We start from the raw sequence: 22,002 nt of genomic DNA, 5'->3' as shown, positions 1-22,002 counted from the left end.
ACAATGGAACAGGTAGTCATTGTCGATGCAATTCGTACCCCGATGGGCCGTTCTAAGGGCGGCGCGTTCCGTAACGTACGCGCGGAAGATCTCTCCGCGCACCTGATGCGTAGCCTGCTGGCGCGCAACCCGGCCCTCGACGCCGCGGCGCTGGACGATATCTACTGGGGCTGCGTGCAGCAGACCCTGGAGCAGGGCTTTAACATCGCCCGTAACGCCGCCTTGCTGGCCGAGATCCCCCACTCCGTTCCGGCGGTGACCGTTAACCGTCTGTGCGGCTCGTCGATGCAGGCGCTGCACGATGCAGCACGCATGATCATGACCGGCGATGCGCAGGCGTGCCTGGTGGGCGGCGTTGAGCATATGGGCCACGTACCGATGAGCCACGGCGTTGATTTTCATCCCGGCCTCAGCCGTAACGTCGCTAAAGCGGCAGGCATGATGGGTTTAACCGCTGAGATGCTGGCACGCATGCACGGCATCAGTCGTGAGATGCAGGACCAGTTTGCCGCCCGCTCCCACGCCCGTGCATGGGCCGCCACCCAGAGTGGGGCGTTCAAAAATGAGCTTGTCCCCACCGGCGGTCACGACGCCGACGGCGTGCCGAAAATGTTTAACTTCGACGAGGTGATCCGCCCGGAGACCAGCGTTGAAGGTCTCTCCGCGCTGCGGCCCGCGTTCGATCCGGCTAACGGCACGGTGACGGCGGGCACCTCCTCCGCGCTCTCTGACGGCGCGGCGGCGATGCTGATGATGAGTGAAAGCCGCGCCCGCGAGCTGGGCCTGACGCCACGCGCCCGTATACGTTCAATGGCGGTCGTGGGTTGCGATCCCTCTATCATGGGCTACGGTCCGGTTCCGGCCTCGCAGCTGGCGTTAAAAAAAGCCGGTCTGACGGTGAGCGACATCGATCTGTTTGAGATGAACGAAGCCTTTGCGGCGCAGATCCTGCCGTGCATTAAGAATTTGGGTCTGATGGAGCAGATTGACGAGAAGATCAACCTCAACGGCGGCGCGATCGCCCTGGGTCATCCGCTCGGCTGCTCCGGGGCGCGGATCAGCACCACCCTGCTGAACCTGATGGAGCGTAAAGACGCGCAGTTTGGCCTGGCGACTATGTGTATTGGGCTGGGTCAGGGGATTGCGACGGTGTTTGAGCGAGTTTAAGCGTGTCAGGCAGGCCCGGCGGGAGAGACACCGTCGGGCCAGTGACGCCAGGGCTTAGATAAAGGCGAAAGCGTCGCCGAAGAGACGATCTTCCCGCGCACCGCGTTCGTTGCAGAAGAGATCCCGGGCGATTTTTGCCATTTCGAAACGTCCGGCAATATAGATATCATGCTCGGCCAGCGTGCCGAAATCCTGAAGTACCGCAGTCAATACCGTGCCGCTGCGGCCCTGCCACGCCTCTTCCGGCTGCTCAACCACCGGCACCACCTTCAGATTGGGGTGGGTCACCGCTAAAGCTTGCAGCTCAGAGAGATCGTACAGGTGCTTCTCTTCGCGTCCGCCCCAGTAGATGGTGATATCACGTGCCGGGTTACGCGCCAGCGCGGTCAGCAGAATCGAGCGCACGTAGGAGAAGCCGGTTCCGCCTGCAATCAGGATCAGCGGACGCTCTTCGTCATCGCGCAGCCAGGCATCGCCGTGCGGAATATCGATAACAATTTCGCGCTCTTTCAGGATCCGGTCCATCACCGCCATCGCATAGAGGTTCAGCTCGGAAGCACCAATGTGCAGCTCGATGAACGCCTGCTCATCCGGCGTGGATGCCATGGAGAACGGACGCTTATCGCGCTCGTCCATCACCACCATCAAATATTGCCCGGCGCGAAAAGAAAACGCCGCGTCCGGTACAAGACGAACACGGTATACGGTATCGGTGATAGCTTCTACCGAAGTCACTTTACAGCTTAAGGTTGTCATGCGCTCCCTCTGTCGGGTCGTTTTATTACGAATCAAAAGGCAAAACGGCGGCGCATTAGCTGCCTTTACCGTCACTCATTATGCCCAGCTCATCCCAGATAGCGTCAATTCTCGCGGTAACGGCAGGATCCTTTTTAATCGGACGCCCCCATTCACGCTGGGTTTCACCAGGCCATTTGTTGGTAGCATCCAGCCCCATTTTAGAGCCCAGACCGGAAACCGGCGAGGCAAAATCCAGGTAGTCTATCGGCGTGTTCTCTACCAACACCGTATCCCTTGCCGGATCCATACGGGTGGTGATCGCCCAGATAACGTCGTTCCAGTCGCGCGCGTTCACGTCATCATCACAGACAATAACAAATTTGGTGTACATAAACTGCCGCAGGAAGGACCACACGCCCATCATCACGCGTTTGGCATGACCGGCATACTGCTTTTTGATGGTCACTACTGCCAGGCGATACGAGCACCCTTCCGGGGGAAGATAGAAATCGACAATCTCCGGAAACTGCTTTTGCAGGATCGGCACGAAGACTTCGTTCAGCGCCACGCCAAGCACGGCTGGCTCATCGGGCGGGCGACCCGTGTAGGTGGAGTGGTAGATAGCATCCTCGCGCTGGGTAATATGCGTCACCGTAAAGACCGGGAAGCTATCTATCTCATTATAGTAACCCGTGTGGTCGCCATACGGGCCTTCCGGGGCCATCTCACCCGGCTCAATGTAGCCCTCAAGCACGATCTCCGCGCTGGCAGGCACCTCCAGATCGTTTGAGATGCACTTAACTACCTCGGTTTTGGTACCGCGCAGCAGACCGGCAAAGGCATATTCAGAAAGCGTATCCGGTACAGGGGTCACTGCGCCTAAAATCGTGGCGGGATCGGCCCCCAGCGCCACGGCAACCGGGAAACGTTCGCCGGGATGCGCTGCGCACCACTCCTGATAATCCAGCGCGCCGCCGCGATGCGACAGCCAGCGCATGATCAGTTTGTTCTTGCCAATAAGCTGCTGGCGATAGATACCCAGGTTTTGCCGCTCTTTATGCGGACCACGGGTGACGGTGAGGCCCCAGGTGATCAGCGGGGCGGCATCTTCCGGCCAGCACTGCATGATCGGGATAGTGGTGAGATCCACCGCCTCGCCCTGCACGACCTTTTGCTGGCACGGCGCGCCGCGCAGGCGTTTGGTGGGCATATTGAGCACCTGCTTAAACTGCGGCAGCTTATCAAAGAGATCGCGGAAGCCTTTCGGCGGCTCTGGCTCTTTCAGGAAGGCCAGCAGCTTGCCCACCTCGCGCAGCGCCGTCACATCCTCTTGCCCCATACCCAGCGCCACGCGCTTCGGGGTGCCAAAGAGGTTGCAGAGTACCGGCATTGCGTAGCCTGTGGGGTTTTCAAATAACAGGGCGGGACCACCGGCGCGCAGCGTGCGGTCGGCAATTTCTGTTATTTCCAGATGAGGATCAACAGGCAGCGTGATGCGTTTGAGTTCGCCCTGCTGTTCCAGCAGCGCCATAAAATCACGTAGGTCGTGGTATTTCATGCAGTTAATCATGGCCTCGGAGTCAGCCTTCCATTATACGGTGAACATCGGCGTGATGCTGTAATTTTGTTAAATTAGGGTAAATCGTTACGCCAACATGTGGCGATGACCGCTATAATCACCTTAGCCATCATTATCGGGTTTTGATATGCTTGCACACGATTAGCTAAAACAGAGTGATTATGCAAGCCTGGTATCTACTGTACTGCAAGCGGGGACAGCTCGAACGCGCCCAGCAACACCTTGAACGCCAGGCGGTAAACTGCCTGACGCCGATGATCACGCTTGAAAAAATCGTGCGTGGCAAACGCACTGCGGTGAGCGAACCACTGTTCCCCAACTATCTGTTTGTCGAATTCGATCCGGAAGTTATCCACACCACCACCATTAACGCGACTCGCGGCGTGAGCCACTTTGTCCGCTTCGGTGTTAGTCCGGCAACGGTGCCTGCGCCGGTGATCGCTCAGCTGGTGCACTATCAACCTGAAGGGGTGACCGATCCTGAGACACCTTATCCGGGTGACAGCGTGGTGATCACTGAAGGGGCGTTTGAGGGGCTAAAGGCTATTTTTACCGAGCCTGACGGCGAAGCGCGCTCGATGCTGCTGCTGAATCTGCTCAACCAGCAGGTAGTGCAGAGCGTGAGAAACACCGACTTCCGTAAAGCTTAAAACGCGATACCGAACAGCTGCCTGACGTTGTTATCTGTTATGCCTGCCAGCCGGTCAGCATCCTCGCCTCGCAGCTGCGCCACGCGTTGCAAAATATGCCCCAGCACGGCGGGCTCATTGCGCCGTGACGCTGGCTTAGGCTTGAGATCGCGAGGCAGCAGATAGGGGGCATCGGTTTCAATCAGCAGACGATCGGCCGGGATAAGCGGTACGATTTCGCTAAGCGCCTGCCCGCGACGTTCGTCGCAGACCCAGCCGGTAATGCCCAGATAGAGCCCGCGCGCCAGACAGTCGCGCGCTTCCTGCTCTGAGCCGGTAAAGCAGTGCAGCACCGCGCCGGGGAGTTTATCCAGCCACGGATCGAGCAGAGCTAAGAAACGCTCGTGGGCGTCGCGGCAGTGCAAAAACACCGGCAGGGAGAGCTCAGCGGCGAGAGCCAGCTGTGCGCTAAACGCCACTTCCTGCGCCTGCGGCGTGGAGAAGTTACGGTTAAAATCCAGCCCGCACTCACCAATGGCGACGACCTGCGGCAGGCTGGCCAGCTCCCGAATGGCGTCTGTGGTCTCCGGCTGCCACTGGCTGCTGTCATGCGGGTGGACGCCCGCCGTGGACCAGCAGCCCGCGTACTGCGCAGCCAGCGCCTGTGCCTGCTGGCTCTCATGCAGGTTGGTTCCGGTAAGCAGCATGCCGCTAACGCCTGCGGCGGCAGCCCGGGCGACAACCTGCTCGCGATCGCCAGCAAACTGTGAGCTAGTGAGGTTTACGCCAATATCAAACATCGTCTTCGCTTTCGTCGCTCTCTTCCTGGCGGAAGCGGCGCTTGCCAACATAAAAACGCGAGAAGAAGACGCCCACTTCAAACAGGCAGTACATCGGGATCGCCAGCAGCGTCTGGGAGAAAACATCCGGCGGCGTTAGCAGCATACCGACAACAAACGCGCCTACCAGCACATAAGGCCGTTTACGACGCAAATCGTCCGGCGTTGTGACGCCCATCCAGCAGAGCAGGACAATCGCTACCGGTACTTCAAACGACACGCCGAAGGCCATAAACAGCGCCATGACGAAGTCGAGGTAGCTGGCAATATCCGTCGATACCTGCACGCCCACGGGCGCGGTATGGGTCAAAAAGCCAAACGCCAACGGGAACACCACAAAGTAGGCGAAGGCCATGCCGATATAGAACAGCAGCGAGCTGGAGACCAGCAGCGGCACAACCAGACGCCGCTCGTGCTTATAGAGCGCTGGGGCAACAAAGGCCCAGACCTGATAAAGAATAACGGGCGCAGAGAGGATCAGCGACACCATGAAGGTCAGCTTTACCGGGGTAAAGAACGGCGACGCCACGTCGGTCGCAATCATCGTTGCACCCAAGGGCATCTGCTTGATCAGCGGGGCTGAGACCAGCTGGTAGATATCGTTAGCGAAATAGACCAGCACCACGAAAATGGCGAGCACCGCAAAGATGCAGTTCATCAGGCGTTTTCGCAGCTCGATCAGGTGCGTAATCAGCGGTTGGGTATCTTGTACAGCCATGGTTACGGTTTATCACTTGTCGATGAAGATGAATGTGCGGCAGAGACAGCGGGCTGAGCTGGCTTGCTGTCGACGGGCGTCTCCGTCTCTGGCACCGGTGCCTGCGCTGGCGCGCTGGCCTGGTGCTCCGCAACGGCAGGCGTCACGCCCTGATGCTGCTCCTCATTGCCTTTCACAATCGGATTATGAATAGTATGCGCTACGTCGCTTGCACGCTCGGGATCGTTGACGTTGTAGGTGCGCTTCATTGACTCTGCCGCATGGCGCAGCTCATCCATAGACTCTTTTAGCTCTGGCGTCAGGTGATCCATACTCGCTTTTTCAACCTTCTTGAGGCTGTCCTGAAGCTCCTGGATCTTCAGCTCCTGCGCCAGCTCATTTTGTACAGTGCTTGCCAGCGAGCGCAGCGCGCGCACCCATCCGGCCACCGTTTTAACCGCTACCGGTAAACGCTGCGGCCCCAGCACAATCAGACCGATCACGAATACCAGTACCAGTTCGCCAAAACCAATATCGAACACGAATTACACCTGCTCTTTATCGCGACGTTTTTCTTCGTCTGTTTTCACATCGTCTTGCTTTTCAGCAAGGGTTTTTGTGGAGAAATCAGCGTCCTCCGCCGATTTTTTCTCGTGCTTATCGTCATCGCCCATGGCTTTTTTAAAGCCTTTTATCGACGCGCCGAGATCGGAACCGATAGAGCCTAACTTTTTCGTTCCAAACAGCAAGACAACGATGACGGCAATAATAAGCAACTGCCAAATACTGATACCACCCATACACGATCCTCAAGGATAGATGCTGAAATTAGCGGGCCGGTACAGCCTACCCGGCCCATTAAGCGTGCGGCTACAGCACGCGGGTTTTCCGCCAGCCAATAAGCCAGGCCACCACGCCACCGGCGATAAGCCATGCGGACGCCGTTTGCCACTCCGGCCGGTTGATCAAAAAGAGCGTTCCGCTCAGGATCAACGTTGCCCCAATACCGAACAGATAACGGGACTGCCCCTGGCGCACATTGTTAACGCGCATCTCCCGGGCTATCAGATCCACGTTGTGCTGCAGCTGCTTATGCTGGCGCAGGTTGTGGTAGATCAGTTCGGGCAGCTCGGGCATTTTCTCAATCCACATCGGTCCCTTCTCTTTCAGGGAACGAACCAGCGCCGGGAAGCCTACCTGATCTTTGATCCACGTTTCGAGGAAAGGTTTCGCCGTTTTCCACAAATCGAGCTGCGGATAGAGCTGACGTCCTACGCCCTCGATATAAAGCAGCGTTTTTTGCAGCAGCACCAGCTGCGGCTGCACCTCCATATTGAACCGCCGCGCCGTGTTGAACAGGTTCAGCAGCACGTGGCCAAAAGAGATCTCCGCCAGCGGCTTCTCAAAAATCGGCTCGCACACGGTGCGGATCGCAAATTCAAACTCTTCAACGTTGGTATCCGGCGGTACCCAGCCAGAATCAACGTGCAGCTCGGCAACCCGACGGTAGTCGCGGTTGAAGAATGCAATGAAGTTCTCCGCCAGGTAGCGCTTATCCTCTTTGTTCAGCGAGCCGACGATGCCACAGTCGATACCGATATACTGCGGATCTTCCGGATGCTCATAGCTGACAAAGATATTGCCCGGGTGCATATCCCCGTGGAAAAAGCTATCACGGAACACCTGGGTAAAGAACACCTGTACGCCACGCTCGGCCAGCAGCTTCAAATCGGTATTGTTTTTCTCCAGTGCAGCAACGTCGTTCACCGGAATACCATAGATGCGTTCCATGACAAGCATATTTTGGCTGCAGTAATCGGAGTAAACTTCTGGCACGTAGAGCATCGCGCTATTTTCAAAGTTACGCCGCAGCTGGATGGCGTTGGCCGCTTCACGCAGCAGATCCAGCTCGTCGATCAGCGTCTTCTCATACTCCTTCACCACTTCCAGCGGGCGCAGGCGACGTCCGTCCGGCAGCAGGCGTGGAACCCAGCGCGCAAGGCGATAGATCAGGCTCATATCGGCTCTGATTATCGGCAGAATATCCGGCCGGATCACCTTGATCACCACTTCCTTGCCGTTCTCTTTCAGGCGAGCAGTGTGGACCTGGGCGATAGAGGCCGACGCCAGCGGCGTAATGTCAAAATCATCAAACCACGTCTCCACGGGGATATCACCCATCGCCTTTTCGATCTGCCGCTTAGCCAGCTTGCCGTCAAAGGGCGCTACGCGATCCTGAAGCATCGCAAGCTGGTCGGCGATCACGGGCGGGAAGAGATCGCGACGGGTAGAGAGCATCTGCCCGAACTTGATCCACACCGGTCCCAGCTCCTGTAGCGCCAGCCGCAGGCGATGACCTAACTCTTTGTCTTTGTGACGGTTTGGCATCCAGAACAGCGTGCGACGCCAGAGCCGAATCGGCAGGGTAAGACGCATTCGTGGGATGAGCTCATCAAGCCCGTAACTCAAAAAAGTTTGAATGATAAAGTACAGGCGTCGAATTTCACCTGGCGTCATTTGCCCTCCAGTTTTTCCAGCCGTTTGGTTAACGCATCAACCGAGCGCGCGACGGCGGCGGCCTCCTCGGCAAACCAGGCAACTTCCAGTCCACCGGGTGCCAGACGCCACTCTTCCGTTATGGCTTCGCCCACGTACTGCTGCTGACGCTGCAGGCCATGTTGGAAACGCTTTGCACCGCCGCGCAGAACTTTCGCGATGCCTTCGGCGGCGATATCGCCGGTGTAAGGGGCAAGTAGCTCAGCAAAATCGAACTCTGCGAGATCGAAAAGCGCGCTAAGGTTTTGTACAACCTGAATATCACCCTGCACTTCCAGCTCGCCGCTGCGTATAAGCGTAGTCAGCTGCTGGCGATCGCGCAGCTTCGGTAGCAACCGGGCCTGGGTAATGACGGTGCAGTCCGCCTCGCCCTCCCAGGCGCTCAGCACGTCGACCTGGCGCTCGCTAAAGGCCAGGATAAGCGGCGTAGAGAACTCTTTGAGGACAATACGCAGTACCTTACCCTGCAGGCGCTGGCGGGCGGGTTTTAATGCCCTTTCGCGATATAAAAATGTATTGAGAACACCTTCGATTCCAGCGCTCACTAACGGCGTAAAGGGCATTCACTCACTCCTGTCAGAACTTATATCCACGGTGCAGCGCGACGATACCCGCCGTCAGGTTGAAATACTCTGCATTTTCAAAACCAGCATCCTGCATCATCGCCTTCAGCGTCTCCTGATCGGGATGCATACGGATGGACTCCGCCAGGTAGCGGTAACTTTCGCCATCCTTCGCCACCAGCTCGCCGATGCGCGGCAGCACGTGGAAAGAGTAGGCATCATAGGCCTTGCTCAGCGGCTCGATAATCGGTTTAGAGAACTCAAGAACTAACAGGCGTCCGCCCGGCTTGAGCACGCGGAACATAGAGCGCAGCGCTTTCTCTTTATCGGTGACGTTGCGCAGCCCGAAAGCGATGGTGATGCAGTCAAAGGTGTTATCCGGGAATGGCAGCGCTTCAGCGTTGGCCTGCACGTATTCAACGTTACCTACCACGCCAAGGTTGCGCAGCTTTTCACGCCCGACTTTCAGCATGGAGTCGTTGATGTCGGCCAGCACTACCTGCCCGGTTTCACCCACCAGACGGGAGAATTTCGCCGTCAGATCACCGGTGCCGCCCGCGAGGTCGAGGACCTTCTGCCCACGGCGTACGCCGCTGCAGTCAATTGTGAAACGTTTCCACAGACGATGGATGCCCATCGACATCAGATCGTTCATTACGTCATATTTTGCGGCCACGGAGTGAAATACGTGAGCCACCATGTCGGCCTTTTGCGTTTTGGCGACAGTCTGATAACCAAAATGCGTCGTTTCTTGTGAATCTTCCGCCATCTCAGTGCCTGCTATTCAAGAAATTGTTCGTGAAGTGTAACAGATTGGGCGAGATTGCCCTACGTTTCAACCCTCCTGCCCGGCGCGCAAACGGAACTCCTCATCCTGCGCTACGGCCTGATCGGCTAAATCTGGATTAATCTCGCGCTTGATCTCAACGCCCAACCCGCGAAACGCCTCGGCCTGGGCAAGCAAATTCCCCCGCCCGGAGGTGAGTTTTTTCATCGCCTGGCGGTAATTATCCTGCGCTTTCTCCAGGCTCTGCCCCACCGACGACATATCATCAACAAACAGCCGCATCTTGTCGTAGAGACGGCTGGCGCGCTCGGCGATCTGCTGCGCGTTGCGGCTCTGGTGCTCGTAGCGCCAGAGGTTTGCAATGGTGCGCAGGGCCACCAGCAGCGTGGTCGGGCTGACCAGCATGATGTTGTTTTTTAACGCCTCGGTGATCAGCTCCGGCTGACGATCAAGGGCCACTAAAAAGGCCGGCTCGACGGGGATGAACATCAGGACGTAGTCAAGGGAGCGCAGGCCCGGCAGCTGCTGGTAATCTTTACGTCCGAGCAGGCGAATATGGCTGCGCACCGAGGCGATATGCTCCTGCAGCGCGCTTTCGCGGGTGTACTCATCGTCGGCGTTGAAGTAGCGCTCATAGGCTACCAGGGTCATTTTGGCGTCGATGACCACATCTTTACCCTGCGGTAGCCGCACGATGACGTCAGGCTGCATCCTGGCGCGGGCTTCGGTTTCGATGCTGACCTGGGTTTCATACTCATAGCCCGCCCGCAGGCCGGATGCCTCCAGCACGCGGGCCAGCACCACCTCGCCCCAGTTGCCCTGCGCTTTATTATCGCCTTTCAGGGCGCGGGTCAGGTTAATTGCTTCCTGCGCCATCTGGGCATTAAGCTGTTGTAAGTTGCGGATCTCGTGGGCAAGCGTGTGGCGCTCCTGCGCCTCTTTGCCAAAGCTGTCCTGCACCTGGCGACGGAAACCGTCCAGCTGTTCCCGCAGGGGAGAGAGAAGCCCGTGCAGACTCTGCCGGTTCTGCTCTTCGACCCGGCGATTGCTCTGCTCGAAGATACGGTTAGCGAGGTTTTCAAACTGCTCGCTCAGGCGCTGCTCGCTGTTGATCATCTGGCGAATCTTATCTTCCGCATGCAGCTGGGTAGACTCTAGCCGGGTGGTGACCTCGCGCAGATCGGCCTCCAGCGAGGTGTTGATTTCGCGCAGGCTGCGCAGTTCGTTATTCAGCAGTTCGCACTCGTCACGCCAGTGCTGATTCTGTACCAGCCGCTGTCGCGCCGCGCTCAGTTCGATATCCAGCTCGCGCCGCTCTTCGGTAAGATCGGCCCGCAGGCGATCGGCATGGGATTTTGTCGCCAGCCAGCCTATCAGCAAGCCGGCTATCGCCGCCGCCGCGCTGAGTAAAATTGAGATATCCACCCTGCCTCCTGCATAAACCACTTACCGATGCAAAATAAGAGTGTGCTGGATAGGTGTCCAGTTGGGAAGGATTTTCCTGCGAGGTACTACGCAAAACCGGCAGGCCGAGGAGATCGACCTGCCAGAGAGGCGCGTTAAGCCAGACGGCGCGCCGCTTCCACCACGATTTTAATGGCGTGGCTTTCGGTCTGCTTCATGGTCTCTGCGTTCGGGATCTCTTGCTGGGTGCGGTTGACGATCACGCCCGCTACCATACCGGCACGCAGGCCCTGGCTGGAGCACATGGTCAACAGCGTGGCGGACTCCATCTCGTAGTTCATCACGCCCATTGACTGCCACTCTTCCATAGAGCCTTTGTAGCGGCTAACGACGCGGCCGGAGAAGGTGTCGTAACGCTCCTGGCCCGGATAGAAGGTGTCAGACGAGGCGGTCACACCGATGTGGGTCGTTGCGCCCACCTCTTTAGCAGCCTCTACCAGCGCGGTGGTACAGGTGAAATCTGCTACCGCTGGGTACTCCATCGGCGCAAAGTGCAGGCTGGCTCCGTCGAGACGCACGGACGCCGTGGTCACCAGTACGTCACCAACGTTGATGTGCGGTTGGATCGCGCCGGTGGTACCCACGCGCAGGAAAGTACGGATGCCCAGCTGCGCCAGCTCTTCAACGGCGATAGAGGTTGACGGGCCGCCGATACCGGTGGAGCAGACAATGATGGCTTTGCCATCCACTTCGGCGCGCCATGAGGTAAATTCGCGATGCGATGCCAGCTTAACCGGCTTATCCATCAGCGCGGCGATCTTTTCCACTCGCTCCGGATCGCCAGGGACGATAGCCAGCGTAGCCCCCTGCAGATCGTTTTTGGTAAGGCCGAGGTGAAAAACATCAGACTTGGACATAGGTGACTCCTTTGTGGGTCGATTCATCAGCAGAAGTAAAACGGTACTCTACAGAAGGCCATCGCTTTTTTTCGTGACACCAATCACTCTCAAGAAAACTGGTTACATTAATTTTTCATCAAAAAGTGATCTATATCACACTGTGATGTTCTTCTTCGCCCGTTCGTCTTAAAGATAGTCTCTTCCGCACAGGATGATTTTGGCGTACTGGCTATAGTTACCTGATGCGCTAAATAAGGGTACGGAGATTGCCATGACAACAGAAAAACAGCCCGGCTTTGCACCTGCAGCTTCACCTCACGCTTCCACCGCCGTTCGCACCTCTGAAGAGTCAATTCTGACCGGTGAGACGTCAATTCCCACTCAGGGAGAAAACATGCCCGCCTGGCATGCCCGACCACAGGCTGCCGCCGGCCCACTGCCGGTAGTGATTGTCGTTCAGGAGATTTTCGGCGTGCACGAGCATATTCGTGATATCTGCCGTCGGCTGGCGCAGGAGGGTTATCTGGCCATCGCGCCCGAACTCTACTTCCGTCAGGGCGATCCCAATGACTACAGCGATGTTCCCACGCTGTTTAAAGAGCTGGTTTCAAAAGTGCCGGATGCACAGGTATTAGCCGATCTCGATCATGTCGCCAACTGGGCGGCGCGCAACGGCGGCGACGCGCACCGGCTTCTGCTTACCGGCTTTTGCTGGGGCGGACGCATCGCCTGGCTCTACGCCGCGCATAATCCACAGCTGAAGGCGGCGGTGGCGTGGTATGGCAAGCTGGTGGGCGATAAAACCCTGAACTCGCCGACGCATCCGGTGGATATCGCCACCGATCTGAACGCGCCGGTGCTGGGTCTATACGGTGCACAGGATGGCAGTATTCCGCTTGATACCGTAGAAACCATGCGTCACGCCCTGCGTGCCGCCAACGCTGAGGCGGAGATCGTGGTCTATCCCGATGCCGGACATGCTTTTAACGCCGACTATCGTCCGAGCTACCACGAAGAGTCGGCCAAAGAGGGCTGGCAGCGCATGCTGGCATGGTTTGCCCAGTACGGCGAAAAGCGAGGGTAGCGTACCGTGCCGGGCGGCTTAAAAATCGCCCGGCGCACACTGCAGGCAGGTCAGCCCTTCCGCACGCCAGAAATCCACCACCGCCTGACGATCGTCGATCACCAGCCAGGGGGCGTAGCCGTCCGCTTTTATCTGCTGCAGCAGCGTTTTCTTCACTACCTCATCCGGGAGCATGTCCTCCCCGTCCGGCCGAAGATAGAGCGCATCGAAAGGAATACAGTGCCGCTCCAGCCACTCCTGGGTATGGCGCTGGAAGCTGGCAGGCCGTCCGCTGCAGATCACGATCTTCTGCTGCTGGGCGCTGAGCAGCCCCACCAGACGGCTAATGGCCACGCTCGGCAGCGCCTCCGCCATGTGAGCAAAAAAGGGCTGCCACTGCTTTTCCGGGCCTAATACCCACTCGCGTACCGCCTCGGCGTCAAACTCGGCCAGGGTACCGTCGATATCTACAATCACACATTGTTCAGTCAGCATTCATCTTCTCCAGCGGGATCATTTTCCAGTCATCAGGGGTAGCGCCGGGCAGGATCCAGAGCGGGGCAACGTTGCCGATCCGCTCGCCATGCGGCGTGCCGGTCGCCAGCAGGCGGATCACACGAAACACACCAGAGTGCGCCACGATCAGCGGCGTGTCGTACTGCGCCAGCAGGGTGTTCAACGCCTCGATCACGCGCCGAGAGAAAGGCAGCCAGGCTTCGCCGTTCGGCGGCGTCTCCTCGTAGGGCGTCTGCTCGCCAAGGGGACGACATTCAAGGTCGCCCCAGTCTCGCTCGCGCAGGTCGGGAACCTGCGTCAGCGATGCCCCAGGCAGTAATAGCTCTGCGGTACGCCGGGCGCGCTGCTGCGGGCTAACGGCGACGATGCTCCAGGGGTGGTTGGCCAGTAGCGGTGCGGCATCGCGGGCCTGCTGCTCGCCCGTCGCGGTGAGCGGTACTTCAGTACGTCCGCCAATCAGGCGATCGCGGTTAAGCGGCGTCTGGCCATGGCGAACAAAGACAAAAGGCTTAGGCAGTAGCGTCATGTTTTATCCTGAAATGGGGCTGGGTAAGGATGTCGCAGCCCAGCGTCTGCTGCCAGAGCACGGCGTCATCAACAGGGGTAAACAGCGGCACCAGCTGGCGACAACGCAGTATCGCCACCAGCTTTTGTAAGCAGCGACGCGTGGGATGAACGTTCCAGCGGCAGAAATCCACCTCGCCTCGTTGATGCTGCTCGCGGGCGCGGTGATTCATATGCCCGGTAAACAGGGTGCGGTGGCGGAAATCAGCGCGCCGCCGTAGTTCGCCCGCGATGCCCTGCTGCCCATCCGGGTCGGCGGCCAAAATCACCGGCGCGTCAGCGGTCAACGAAGGCAGGTCACGTACCCGCTGCCGCAGCTCATGCTCTATGCCGGGGATCAGGCTACCGTCATTATCTTCCGCCATCAGCGTCAGCATTTCGCGGCAGGCATCATCCATCGTCACGTCACTCATGCCACGACGCGCCAGCAGCAGGGCCATCTCCACCGCCCGTCCAGAAGGCGGAACCGGACAGAGCACCGGCCGCTGCACGTGCAGCCACAGAGTCTCAAGCTGCTGATGCTGGGGCGTGTCGTACAGGCCATACGAGGCGTCCATCAGCGCGACTGTCGCAGGCGGCGGTGGATCGAAATGAAACAGCGCCGACTCCAGGCTCACGTCGCCGCTGTAGAATAGCCCCCCTGGCACATTAAGGTGGAACCAGATCCCGCCCCAGGCATGGCCGCTACTGCCGGTGGTCACCGTCAATTCGCCGAGGGAGAACTGACCGCGCACCGGTATCGGGTGAACGTTCGATCCTGGCGGCAACGCGCGGGCCGTTACGGCGCTACAATAGATCGGCACCGAGGCGGGCAGCCGCGCCAGGCCAGCGATATGATCGATATGATCGTGACTGAGCAGCACCGCATCCAGACGATCCGGCACCGGCCAGTCGTCAGCTCCCGGCTCCAGCGAGCCCCCGGCGTCCAGCAGAATGCGCTGTGTGGGGGTGATCACCTGAATAGCGGCGGGCGTTTTGTCATGCAGCCCGCTGATAATCTCAATCTGCGCTGTCACGCCGCCTCCAGCCGCCAGCCCTGATGCAGGCGCACGGCGGTGAGCTGCTGCTCGCGCAGCGGCAGGTGATGGAAGGCCGTGAGCGGCTGACCGTCGGCCAGGCGCAGCGCCAGCAGGTAGCGCTCCCCCTGATAGATACAGTTTTCGACGGTAGCGGCCAGGCCGCCCTCGCCTATTTCAACGTGCTCGGGGCGTACCAGCACCGGGTGGCGCACGCCATCGCTCACGCTCAGGCCATGATGAAGCTGTATGCCATCCAGATGGCGATCCTGCGTTGTGCTCGCCAGGTTCAGCACGCTGCCCTTGCCAATAAACCCCGCAACCCATGCACTGTGGGGCTGCTGATAGAGTTCCTGCGGCGTTCCCCACTGCATCAGCTCGCCCCGATGCATCACCGCGATATGGCTGGCCAGCGCCATCGCCTCTGCCTGATCGTGGGTCACGTAGACAAAGGTTGCTCCGGTGCGGCGATGAAATTCGCGGAAGGTCTGCTCCATGGTGGCTCGCAGATGACGATCGAGATTCGCCAGCGGCTCGTCAAGCAGCACCACCTGCGGCTCGGAAACCAGGCAGCGCGCCAGCGCCACGCGTTGACGCTGCCCGCCGCTCAGATCCTGCGGTGAGCGGTCGGCATACGCCGCCAGCTCTACCACCTCAAGGGCAGCAAGCACCTGCTTATGCCGCGCCGCGCCGTTCACTCTCTTCAGCTTCAGCGGATAGCCAACGTTCTCCGCTACCGTCATATGCGGCCAGAGGGCGTAGGATTGAAACACCATCCCCATATTGCGCGCCTCCGGCGGCAGATGAGTAACCGCATCGGCCAGCAGCCGGTTGCCCAGCGTCAGGCGGCCACTGGAGAGCCGCTCCAGCCCGGCCAGTATGCGCAGGGTGGTGGTTTTCCCGCAGCCGCTTGGCCCGAGCAGCGCTGTAAATGCGCCTTCGGGAATGGTCAGGCTCAGATCGCGCACCACGGTCTGGTCGCCGAACGTTTTACTCAGGCTCTCCAGGCTTAGTTCTGCCATGGGATTACTCCTTTGGGTAGATAGCGGCTCAGGCCGCTCAGCATCAGCATCACCAGTGCTACCAGCGCGACGACCATCACGGAGATGGCGGAGGCCAACACCTTATCGCCGCTCTCATCAAGGTTAAATATGACCACGCCGAGGGTCTCCTTGCCCGCGCTCCACAGCAGGGCAGAGACGGTCAGCTCATTCACCGCCGTCAGAAACACCAGTAGCGCGCCGGCAAAGGCCGCCGGAGCCAGCAGAGGCAGAACGATATGCCGCAGCCGTTGGGAAAAGTTGGCTCCCGCCAGGCTGGCCGCCTCCTCCATCGCCGGATCGAGCTGGAGCATGCTGTTGTGCAACGGCTTCAGGCAGACGGTGAGAAAGCGCGCCAGGTAGGCGAAGAAGATGATCAGCAGCGTGCCGCTCAGGCTGATGCCGATAATGGGCAGCGGACGGGCGAACAGCAGGATGCAGGCGATAGCTAGCACTACCCCCGGCAGGGTATAGGGAATGTCGATGGCGCTGTGCAGCCAGCGCAGCGGACGCGCCGGGAAACGCACCAGCAGCCACGCCAGCGGCAAGCTCAGCAGCATCAGCACCAGGGCGGCAGAGACCGAAAGCAGCAGGCTGTTGCTCAGCGCGCGCCAGGTGGCGCTGCCGCTCTCCAGCATCGCCTGGTAAGCGTTAAAGGTCAGGGTGTTGGCCGTCAGCGGCACGCCAAGGGTCGGCACCAGCGAGGTCGCAACCAGCGCCAGCAGCGGAGCCAGCAGAATAGCGCACAGCACTGCACCCAGCAGCAGCTCGGTAGCAAGACGCCACCTGCCGAGCTGAAAATCGAGCGCCCGTCCGGCCATGCCGATCAGCGGCAGCGCATGGCGGCGCTGTAGATAGCCCTGCAGCGAGACAATGCCAATCGCCAACACGCCCATCAGCACCGACAGCGCGGCTACGTCGCTCAGCATCGACGGTCCGAAGCTGGACAGCGACTGGTAGATCTGAATCGGCAGCACAAAGTAGGAGATGGGGATGCCCAGCATCGCCGGAATACCAAAGTTACCCAGCGCGGAGACAAAGGCTATCGCCGCTCCGGCCCACAGCGCGGTGCGGCACAGCGGCAGCACGATGTCGATAAACACCCGCCACAGCGACGCGCCGTTCAGCCGCGCCGCCTCGATCTGCTCTTTCGGCAGGCACTGAAGCTGGGTGCGCAGGGCCAAAAAGACCAGCGGCGCATGCTGGATCCCCAGCAGCAGGGCGATCCCCTCCGGGGAGTAGAGCGGATTGGCGCTGCCGAACGACGGCGCGATGCCGAGGCTGTTAAGCAGGATGCTACTCGGCCCGAAGAGCTGGAGCCAGCTCAGGGCCGTCACCTGAGGCGGGATCATCATCGGCAGCATAAACAGGAATACCCAGACTTGCTTGAGGCGGATATTGGTCAGCGCGAGGCAGAAGGCAAACAGCCCGCCCAGCAGCAGCGAGAGCAGCGTGCCCAGGCCGCTGGTATAGAGGCTATGGGAGAGCGCGGTCCAGGTCGTCGGGTTGCTGAGAACGCGCCACAGGCTGCTACTGCTCCCCTGCTGCCAGTCGAGCAGCGCTGAAACCAGCAGCCGCAGGCTCGGCAGCAGGCTGAGCAGCGCCACCAGGCCGAGCAGCAGCCAGAGCAACCCCTTCGGCGGGCCGCTGCTGGCGGGTTGACGGAGGGTCATGGTGGTCATCAGTTAACGGTTTCCAAACAGATCGGCGAAGTGTTTTTTATTGGCGTCGGTATCCGCCAGCGCCTTCGCCGGGTCATACGGCATCAGCTTGATGCTCTCTCGCGCGGGGAAGCCTTCCGGGGCCGGGAGGTTTGCATCGGCAGGCAGGTAGCCCTGCTTCAGCACCAGGCGCTGACCCGCATCCGACAGCACAAAGTCGATAAAGGCTTTTGCCCCGTCCGGGTTTTTCGCCTTCTTCAGCATGGCTACCGGCTCGGTGACGATGCTGACGCCCTCTTTCGGGAACACGAACTCAATCGGCGCGCCCTTGGCTTTTTCGCGGATCGCCATGTAGTCCACCAGCACGCCATAGCCCTTGCTGCCAGAGGTGATGGCGTTCATCACCGCGCCGTTTCCGCTCTGCGGCATCGCGCCGTTAGCCTTCAGCTTTTCGTACCAGGCAAAGCCGAGCTGCGGATCGTTCATCAGCGTCGCCATATGGATCTGCGCCGCGCCAGAGTAGAGCGGGCTGGGCAGCGTGGTCATGTTCTTGAGTTCAGGCTTGAGCAGATCCTGCCACGAGCCAGGCTTCACCGGTGCCCGGGTGTTGTAGGCAATCCCTGTGGTGATCAGCTTGGTGCCGTAGTAGTAGCCCTGCGGATCGTACAGCTGAGCATCGTAGCGGCTGGCTTCAGGCGATTTATAGGCCGCCAGCAGATCCTGCTTTTTCAGCGACTCCATGGTGACGCTGTCGGCGATCAGCAGTACGTCCGGCGCGGCACCGCCCGCTGCCAGTTCAGCCTGCAGGCGCGCCGTGAGTTTGGTGGTTCCGTCGCGGATCCATTTGACCTCAATATCCGGGTGCGCCTTTTCGAAGGCGGTAACAGTCATCTGGGCATCTTCGTTCGGCTGGCTGGTATAGAGCGTCAGCGTGGAGGCGGCGAAAGCCGGCGTGCTTAACGCGGTTACGATAACGGCGGCCAGCGCGGTGTGCTTACTCATGATCTCTTCCCTCTGTTTTCGTTGTGATGATTAAAACAGGGAAATCTGACAAAAATATGACCAGCTTTTTTCGTAGTAATAATTTCACATTCGCGCGCTAGCATGATGCAAAAGGGTGCTAACAGGAGCGAATAATGACCCCCGAATCCCGCCGCACGGCGATTGTCGAGCTGGTGACGGCGCACGGTGAAAGCAGCATTGAACAGCTGGCGCAGCACTTTGGCGTCTCGCTGCAAACCGTGCGTAGCGATCTGCGTATGCTCACCTCAGGCGGACTGCTGCTGCGGCGTCACGGCATGGTTGCCCCTTTCGCCCGCGAAAATATTGGCTATCAGCAGCGGGAGATCGTCAATATTGCAGGCAAGCGCTGGATCGGTGAGCGCACGGCGCTGCTGCTGGGCGACTACCAGAGCTGCTTTCTCGGGACCGGCACCACCGTTGAGATGGTGGCCCGGGCGCTGCCGGAAGCGAGTCGGCTGGCGGTATTTACCAATAATCTGCACGCCGCCGAAGCGCTGAGCCGTCTTGCCGCCTGCGAGCTGACGGTGGCAGGCGGGCGCGTCCGCAAGCGCGATCTGGATGTGATCGGCAGCGATGCCCAGTGCTTTTTCAGCCGTTACCGCGTTGACGCTGGCGTGGTTTCAATAGGCGGGATCGGTGAGGCGGGCGAGCTGTATGACTATAACGATGATGAGGTCGCCGCACGCCGGGCGCTGGTCGCCAGCGCGGCGGTGAGCGTGCTGGTGGTGGACAGCACAAAGTTTGGCCGGAACGCGATCTGCCAGAACGGCAGCGTGGGGGATTTCGATTATGTGGTAAGCGACAGGCCCCCGACGCCGCAGCAGCATGCGGTCATTAAGCAGAGGGGGACAGCGTGGCTAAGCCAGGCGTAGGCCGGGCCAGCGTAAGCGCCGCCCGACATTGTTACCTTACGCGTTACGCAGGTTCTGTGCCGCTTTAACCATGTTGGCCAGCGCCGCCCGGGTCTCCGGCCAGCCACGGGTTTTCAGGCCACAGTCCGGGTTAACCCACAGGCGCTCGGCCGGAATGCGATCCGCCGCCTTCTTCAGCAGAGTCTCGATCCACGCCACGTCCGGCACGTTTGGCGAGTGAATATCGTAGACCCCCGGCCCGATCTCATTTGGGTATTCAAAGGCTTCAAACGACGCCAGCAGCTCCATATCCGAGCGCGAGGTTTCGATGGTGATCACGTCCGCATCCAGCGCGGCGATGGAGTCCATGATGTCGTTGAACTCGCAGTAGCACATGTGGGTGTGGATCTGCGTCTCGTCCTTCGCCACCGCAGCGTTGATACGGAAGGCCTCCACGCTCCACGCCAGGTAGGCGTCCCATTCGCTGCGCTTTAGCGGCAGCCCTTCACGCAAGGCGGGCTCATCGATCTGGATAATCCCGATGCCCGCCGCCTCCAGATCCGCCACTTCGTCGCGCAGCGCCAGCGCAATCTGCCTGGCGATGGTTTCCCGGCTGACGTCTTCGCGCGGGAAGGACCAGCAGAGAATAGTCACCGGCCCGGTCAGCATCCCTTTTACCGGCTTATCGGTGAGGGACTGGGCATATTTCGCCCACTCCACGGTGATCGCGTCCGGACGGCTAACATCGCCGATCACCACCGGCGGCTTCACGCAGCGGGAGCCATAACTCTGCACCCAGCCATTCTGGGTAAAGACAAAGCCGTCCAGGTGCTCGCCGAAATACTCCACCATATCGTTACGCTCGGCTTCACCATGCACCAGCACGTCAAGGCCGAGGCGCTCCTGCTCGGCAATCGCCTGCTTGATATGTTCAGCGATGCCGGTGCGGTAGCTGCCCGCATCTAAGCGTCCCTGTTTGAACTCCAGACGCAGGCCGCGGATCTCGGTGGTCTGCGGGAACGAGCCGATGGTCGTTGTCGGCCAGGCGGGCAGGTTGAAACGCGCCCGCTGAACCGCCGCACGCTCCGCGTAGGGGCGCGCCCGCTGGCTATCTCTGGTGGTAATCGCCGCCAGCCGCTGGGCTACGGCCGTGTTGTGCACCCGGGTTGAGTGGCGGCGGGCCTGGATCGGGGCGCTCCATTCAGCCAGCGGTGCGATGTCGCCGCTGTTCAGGGCATCGCGCAGCAGGGCCAGCTCGTGACATTTTTGCAGGGCGAAGGCAAACCAGCTCTTCACTTCGGCATCCAGCCGGGTTTCAACGCTCAGATCGATGGGGCTGTGCAGCAGCGAGCAGGAGGAGGCGACCCACAGATCGCGTTGGCCGACGATCTCTTTAACCTGAGCATATTTCTCTATGAGATCGGCCCGCCAAACGTTACGCCCGTTGACCAGCCCGACGGAGAGCAGCCAGTCGGCTGGCAGGCGGCGATGCAGCCCGGCTACGTCATCTTTACCGTGCACCAGGTCAACGTGCAGACCCTGTACCGGCAGCGCGGCAATAGTATCGAGGTTCGGCGTCACGTCGTCGAAATAGGTGGTCAGCAGGAGCTTCACCTCTCCTGCCAGCGCCTCATAGGCGGGCTTGAAGGCGTTCAGCCACGCCTGCGGCAGCTCCAGCACCAGCGCGGGCTCGTCGATCTGTACCCACTCGACGCCGCGTTTTGCCAGCTCGGCCAGCACCTGCTGGTAGACCGGCAGAATATCATTCAGCAGGCTGAGGCGGTCAAACGGTTCGCCTTTTACCTTACCCAACCACAGGTACGTTACCGGCCCCAGCAGGACGGGTTTGACCCTGTGACCCAGCGCCAGCGCCTCGTCCACTTCGTCCAGTAGCTGGGTCCAGGTCAGCGTGAACCGCTGCCCTTGCGTGAACTCCGGCACCATATAGTGATAGTTAGTGTTAAACCATTTGGTCATCTCTGCCGCCGCCGCTGGCTCACCGGTGGGTGCACGGCCGCGGCCAATGCGGAACAGGGTGTCGATATCAACCGATCCATCTTTGTTCTGATGACGAGCCGGCACGTTGCCAAGCAGCAGGCTGGTGGTCAGAACATGGTCGTACCAGGCGAAATCGCCCACCGGCAGCAGATCAATACCCGCCTGCTTCTGCTGCTCCCAGTGGCGGGCGCGCAGCTCCCGGCCCACCGCCAGCAATGCTTCCTGCGTGGTGTTTCCCGCCCAGTAGCTCTCTTGTGCCTTCTTCAGCTCGCGACGCAGACCGACGCGAGGAAAACCGAGGGTGTGATTCAGTACTGTCATGGTATGCCCCTTGTGAATTTTTGGTATTTGGACGTCCAGATGTTTACACCGCTATAATGTAAAGGTACTGTATATTCCTCAAGCGCAAATT

General features: G+C 59.7%; 22 protein-coding genes. 4 read left to right on the top strand and 18 right to left on the bottom strand.

Annotated elements, in window-relative coordinates; translation table 11 throughout:
* Positions 1–3: 3 nt before the first annotated feature.
* The gene (fadA, locus tag NR795_RS20370) at positions 4–1,167 is read left to right on the top strand and encodes an acetyl-CoA C-acyltransferase FadA (protein WP_257759192.1); all 1,164 of its coding nucleotides are present in this window, start codon (positions 4–6) and stop codon (positions 1,165–1,167) included.
* A 54-nt stretch (positions 1,168–1,221) separates the two neighbouring features.
* Here the strand turns inward: fadA and fre are convergent, their stop codons facing one another.
* Together fre and ubiD are read right to left on the bottom strand one after the other, a co-directional pair.
* Complete coding sequence (gene fre / locus NR795_RS20365; protein ID WP_144819226.1) at positions 1,222–1,923, bottom strand: NAD(P)H-flavin reductase; 702 nt, start codon at positions 1,921–1,923, stop codon at positions 1,222–1,224.
* 55 nt (positions 1,924–1,978) lie between these two features.
* Entirely contained in the window at positions 1,979–3,475 is a 1,497-nt protein-coding gene (ubiD, locus tag NR795_RS20360; RefSeq protein WP_144819224.1) for a 4-hydroxy-3-polyprenylbenzoate decarboxylase, read from the bottom strand.
* Between the two features lie 170 nt (positions 3,476–3,645).
* On the opposite strand from ubiD, the gene rfaH reads away from it, so the two are divergent.
* Entirely contained in the window at positions 3,646–4,134 is a 489-nt protein-coding gene (gene rfaH / locus NR795_RS20355) for a transcription/translation regulatory transformer protein RfaH (RefSeq protein ID WP_042395910.1), read from the top strand.
* Here the strand turns inward: rfaH and tatD are convergent.
* The 9 genes from tatD to udp form a co-directional block, all read right to left on the bottom strand.
* Entirely contained in the window at positions 4,131–4,913 is a 783-nt protein-coding gene (gene tatD, locus NR795_RS20350; protein ID WP_257759191.1) for a 3'-5' ssDNA/RNA exonuclease TatD, read from the bottom strand. The two genes, rfaH and tatD, sit on opposite strands and share 4 nt — an antisense overlap.
* The gene (gene tatC / locus NR795_RS20345) at positions 4,906–5,670 is read right to left on the bottom strand and encodes a Sec-independent protein translocase subunit TatC (protein ID WP_144819220.1); all 765 of its coding nucleotides are present in this window, start codon (positions 5,668–5,670) and stop codon (positions 4,906–4,908) included. The genes tatD and tatC overlap by 8 nt, the downstream gene beginning before the upstream one ends.
* A gap of 2 nt (positions 5,671–5,672) precedes the next feature.
* Entirely contained in the window at positions 5,673–6,191 is a 519-nt protein-coding gene (tatB, locus tag NR795_RS20340) for a Sec-independent protein translocase protein TatB (protein WP_257759190.1), read from the bottom strand.
* A 3-nt stretch (positions 6,192–6,194) separates the two neighbouring features.
* Positions 6,195–6,449, bottom strand: a complete 255-nt coding sequence (tatA, locus tag NR795_RS20335; RefSeq protein WP_103821756.1) for a Sec-independent protein translocase subunit TatA — start codon at positions 6,447–6,449, stop codon at positions 6,195–6,197.
* Between the two features lie 70 nt (positions 6,450–6,519).
* Entirely contained in the window at positions 6,520–8,166 is a 1,647-nt protein-coding gene (gene ubiB / locus NR795_RS20330; RefSeq protein ID WP_154056369.1) for a ubiquinone biosynthesis regulatory protein kinase UbiB, read from the bottom strand.
* A complete protein-coding gene (ubiJ, locus tag NR795_RS20325; protein ID WP_042395926.1) occupies positions 8,163–8,768 on the bottom strand; it encodes a ubiquinone biosynthesis protein UbiJ in 606 nt (201 codons plus the stop codon). The genes ubiB and ubiJ overlap by 4 nt, the downstream gene beginning before the upstream one ends.
* A 13-nt stretch (positions 8,769–8,781) precedes the next feature.
* Positions 8,782–9,537 carry a bifunctional demethylmenaquinone methyltransferase/2-methoxy-6-polyprenyl-1,4-benzoquinol methylase UbiE gene (gene ubiE / locus NR795_RS20320; protein WP_042395932.1) on the bottom strand — a complete coding sequence of 252 codons (756 nt, stop codon included), beginning with the start codon at positions 9,535–9,537 and terminating at the stop codon, positions 8,782–8,784.
* A gap of 66 nt (positions 9,538–9,603) precedes the next feature.
* Positions 9,604–10,980: a DNA recombination protein RmuC gene (gene rmuC, locus NR795_RS20315; protein ID WP_042395935.1), complete on the bottom strand. Its 1,377-nt coding sequence runs from the start codon at positions 10,978–10,980 to the stop codon at positions 9,604–9,606.
* Positions 10,981–11,114: 134 nt separating this feature from the next.
* A complete protein-coding gene (gene udp, locus NR795_RS20310) occupies positions 11,115–11,876 on the bottom strand; it encodes a uridine phosphorylase (RefSeq protein ID WP_042395937.1) in 762 nt (253 codons plus the stop codon).
* A 253-nt stretch (positions 11,877–12,129) separates the two neighbouring features.
* Between udp and NR795_RS20305 the strand changes: the two genes are divergently transcribed.
* Complete coding sequence (locus NR795_RS20305) at positions 12,130–12,942, top strand: dienelactone hydrolase family protein (protein WP_144819214.1); 813 nt, start codon at positions 12,130–12,132, stop codon at positions 12,940–12,942.
* An 18-nt stretch (positions 12,943–12,960) separates the two neighbouring features.
* Here NR795_RS20305 and NR795_RS20300 read toward each other — a convergent pair whose 3' ends face one another.
* Genes NR795_RS20300 through NR795_RS20275 form a run of 6 tightly spaced genes read right to left on the bottom strand, consistent with a single transcriptional unit; the run spans position 12,961 to position 18,720 of the window.
* A complete protein-coding gene (locus NR795_RS20300) occupies positions 12,961–13,416 on the bottom strand; it encodes a polynucleotide kinase (RefSeq protein ID WP_144819212.1) in 456 nt (151 codons plus the stop codon).
* Positions 13,406–13,963 carry a histidine phosphatase family protein gene (locus NR795_RS20295; protein WP_257759189.1) on the bottom strand — a complete coding sequence of 186 codons (558 nt, stop codon included), beginning with the start codon at positions 13,961–13,963 and terminating at the stop codon, positions 13,406–13,408. The genes NR795_RS20300 and NR795_RS20295 overlap by 11 nt, the downstream gene beginning before the upstream one ends.
* Positions 13,947–15,017 carry an MBL fold metallo-hydrolase gene (locus NR795_RS20290; RefSeq protein WP_257759188.1) on the bottom strand — a complete coding sequence of 357 codons (1,071 nt, stop codon included), beginning with the start codon at positions 15,015–15,017 and terminating at the stop codon, positions 13,947–13,949. The genes NR795_RS20295 and NR795_RS20290 overlap by 17 nt, the downstream gene beginning before the upstream one ends.
* Positions 15,014–16,039, bottom strand: a complete 1,026-nt coding sequence (locus NR795_RS20285; protein ID WP_257759187.1) for an ABC transporter ATP-binding protein — start codon at positions 16,037–16,039, stop codon at positions 15,014–15,016. Before NR795_RS20285 ends, NR795_RS20290 begins: the two co-directional genes overlap by 4 nt.
* Positions 16,027–17,739 (bottom strand): iron ABC transporter permease, encoded by a 1,713-nt coding sequence (locus NR795_RS20280; RefSeq protein ID WP_257759186.1) that lies wholly within the window; start codon positions 17,737–17,739, stop codon positions 16,027–16,029. Before NR795_RS20280 ends, NR795_RS20285 begins: the two co-directional genes overlap by 13 nt.
* A 3-nt stretch (positions 17,740–17,742) precedes the next feature.
* Entirely contained in the window at positions 17,743–18,720 is a 978-nt protein-coding gene (locus NR795_RS20275; RefSeq protein WP_257759185.1) for an ABC transporter substrate-binding protein, read from the bottom strand.
* 134 nt (positions 18,721–18,854) lie between these two features.
* On the opposite strand from NR795_RS20275, the gene NR795_RS20270 reads away from it, so the two are divergent.
* Positions 18,855–19,613, top strand: a complete 759-nt coding sequence (locus tag NR795_RS20270; protein ID WP_257759184.1) for a DeoR/GlpR family DNA-binding transcription regulator — start codon at positions 18,855–18,857, stop codon at positions 19,611–19,613.
* Between the two features lie 36 nt (positions 19,614–19,649).
* Here the strand turns inward: NR795_RS20270 and metE are convergent, their stop codons facing one another.
* Complete coding sequence (gene metE / locus NR795_RS20265; RefSeq protein ID WP_257759183.1) at positions 19,650–21,911, bottom strand: 5-methyltetrahydropteroyltriglutamate--homocysteine S-methyltransferase; 2,262 nt, start codon at positions 21,909–21,911, stop codon at positions 19,650–19,652.
* Positions 21,912–22,002: the final 91 nt, after the last annotated feature.

The organism is Pseudescherichia sp. L3 (assembly GCF_024656065.1).
Classification (GTDB): Bacteria; Pseudomonadota; Gammaproteobacteria; order Enterobacterales; family Enterobacteriaceae; genus Pseudescherichia.
Note: the sequence above shows the minus strand (reverse complement) of the source record. Positions and strands in the feature narration are given on the sequence as shown.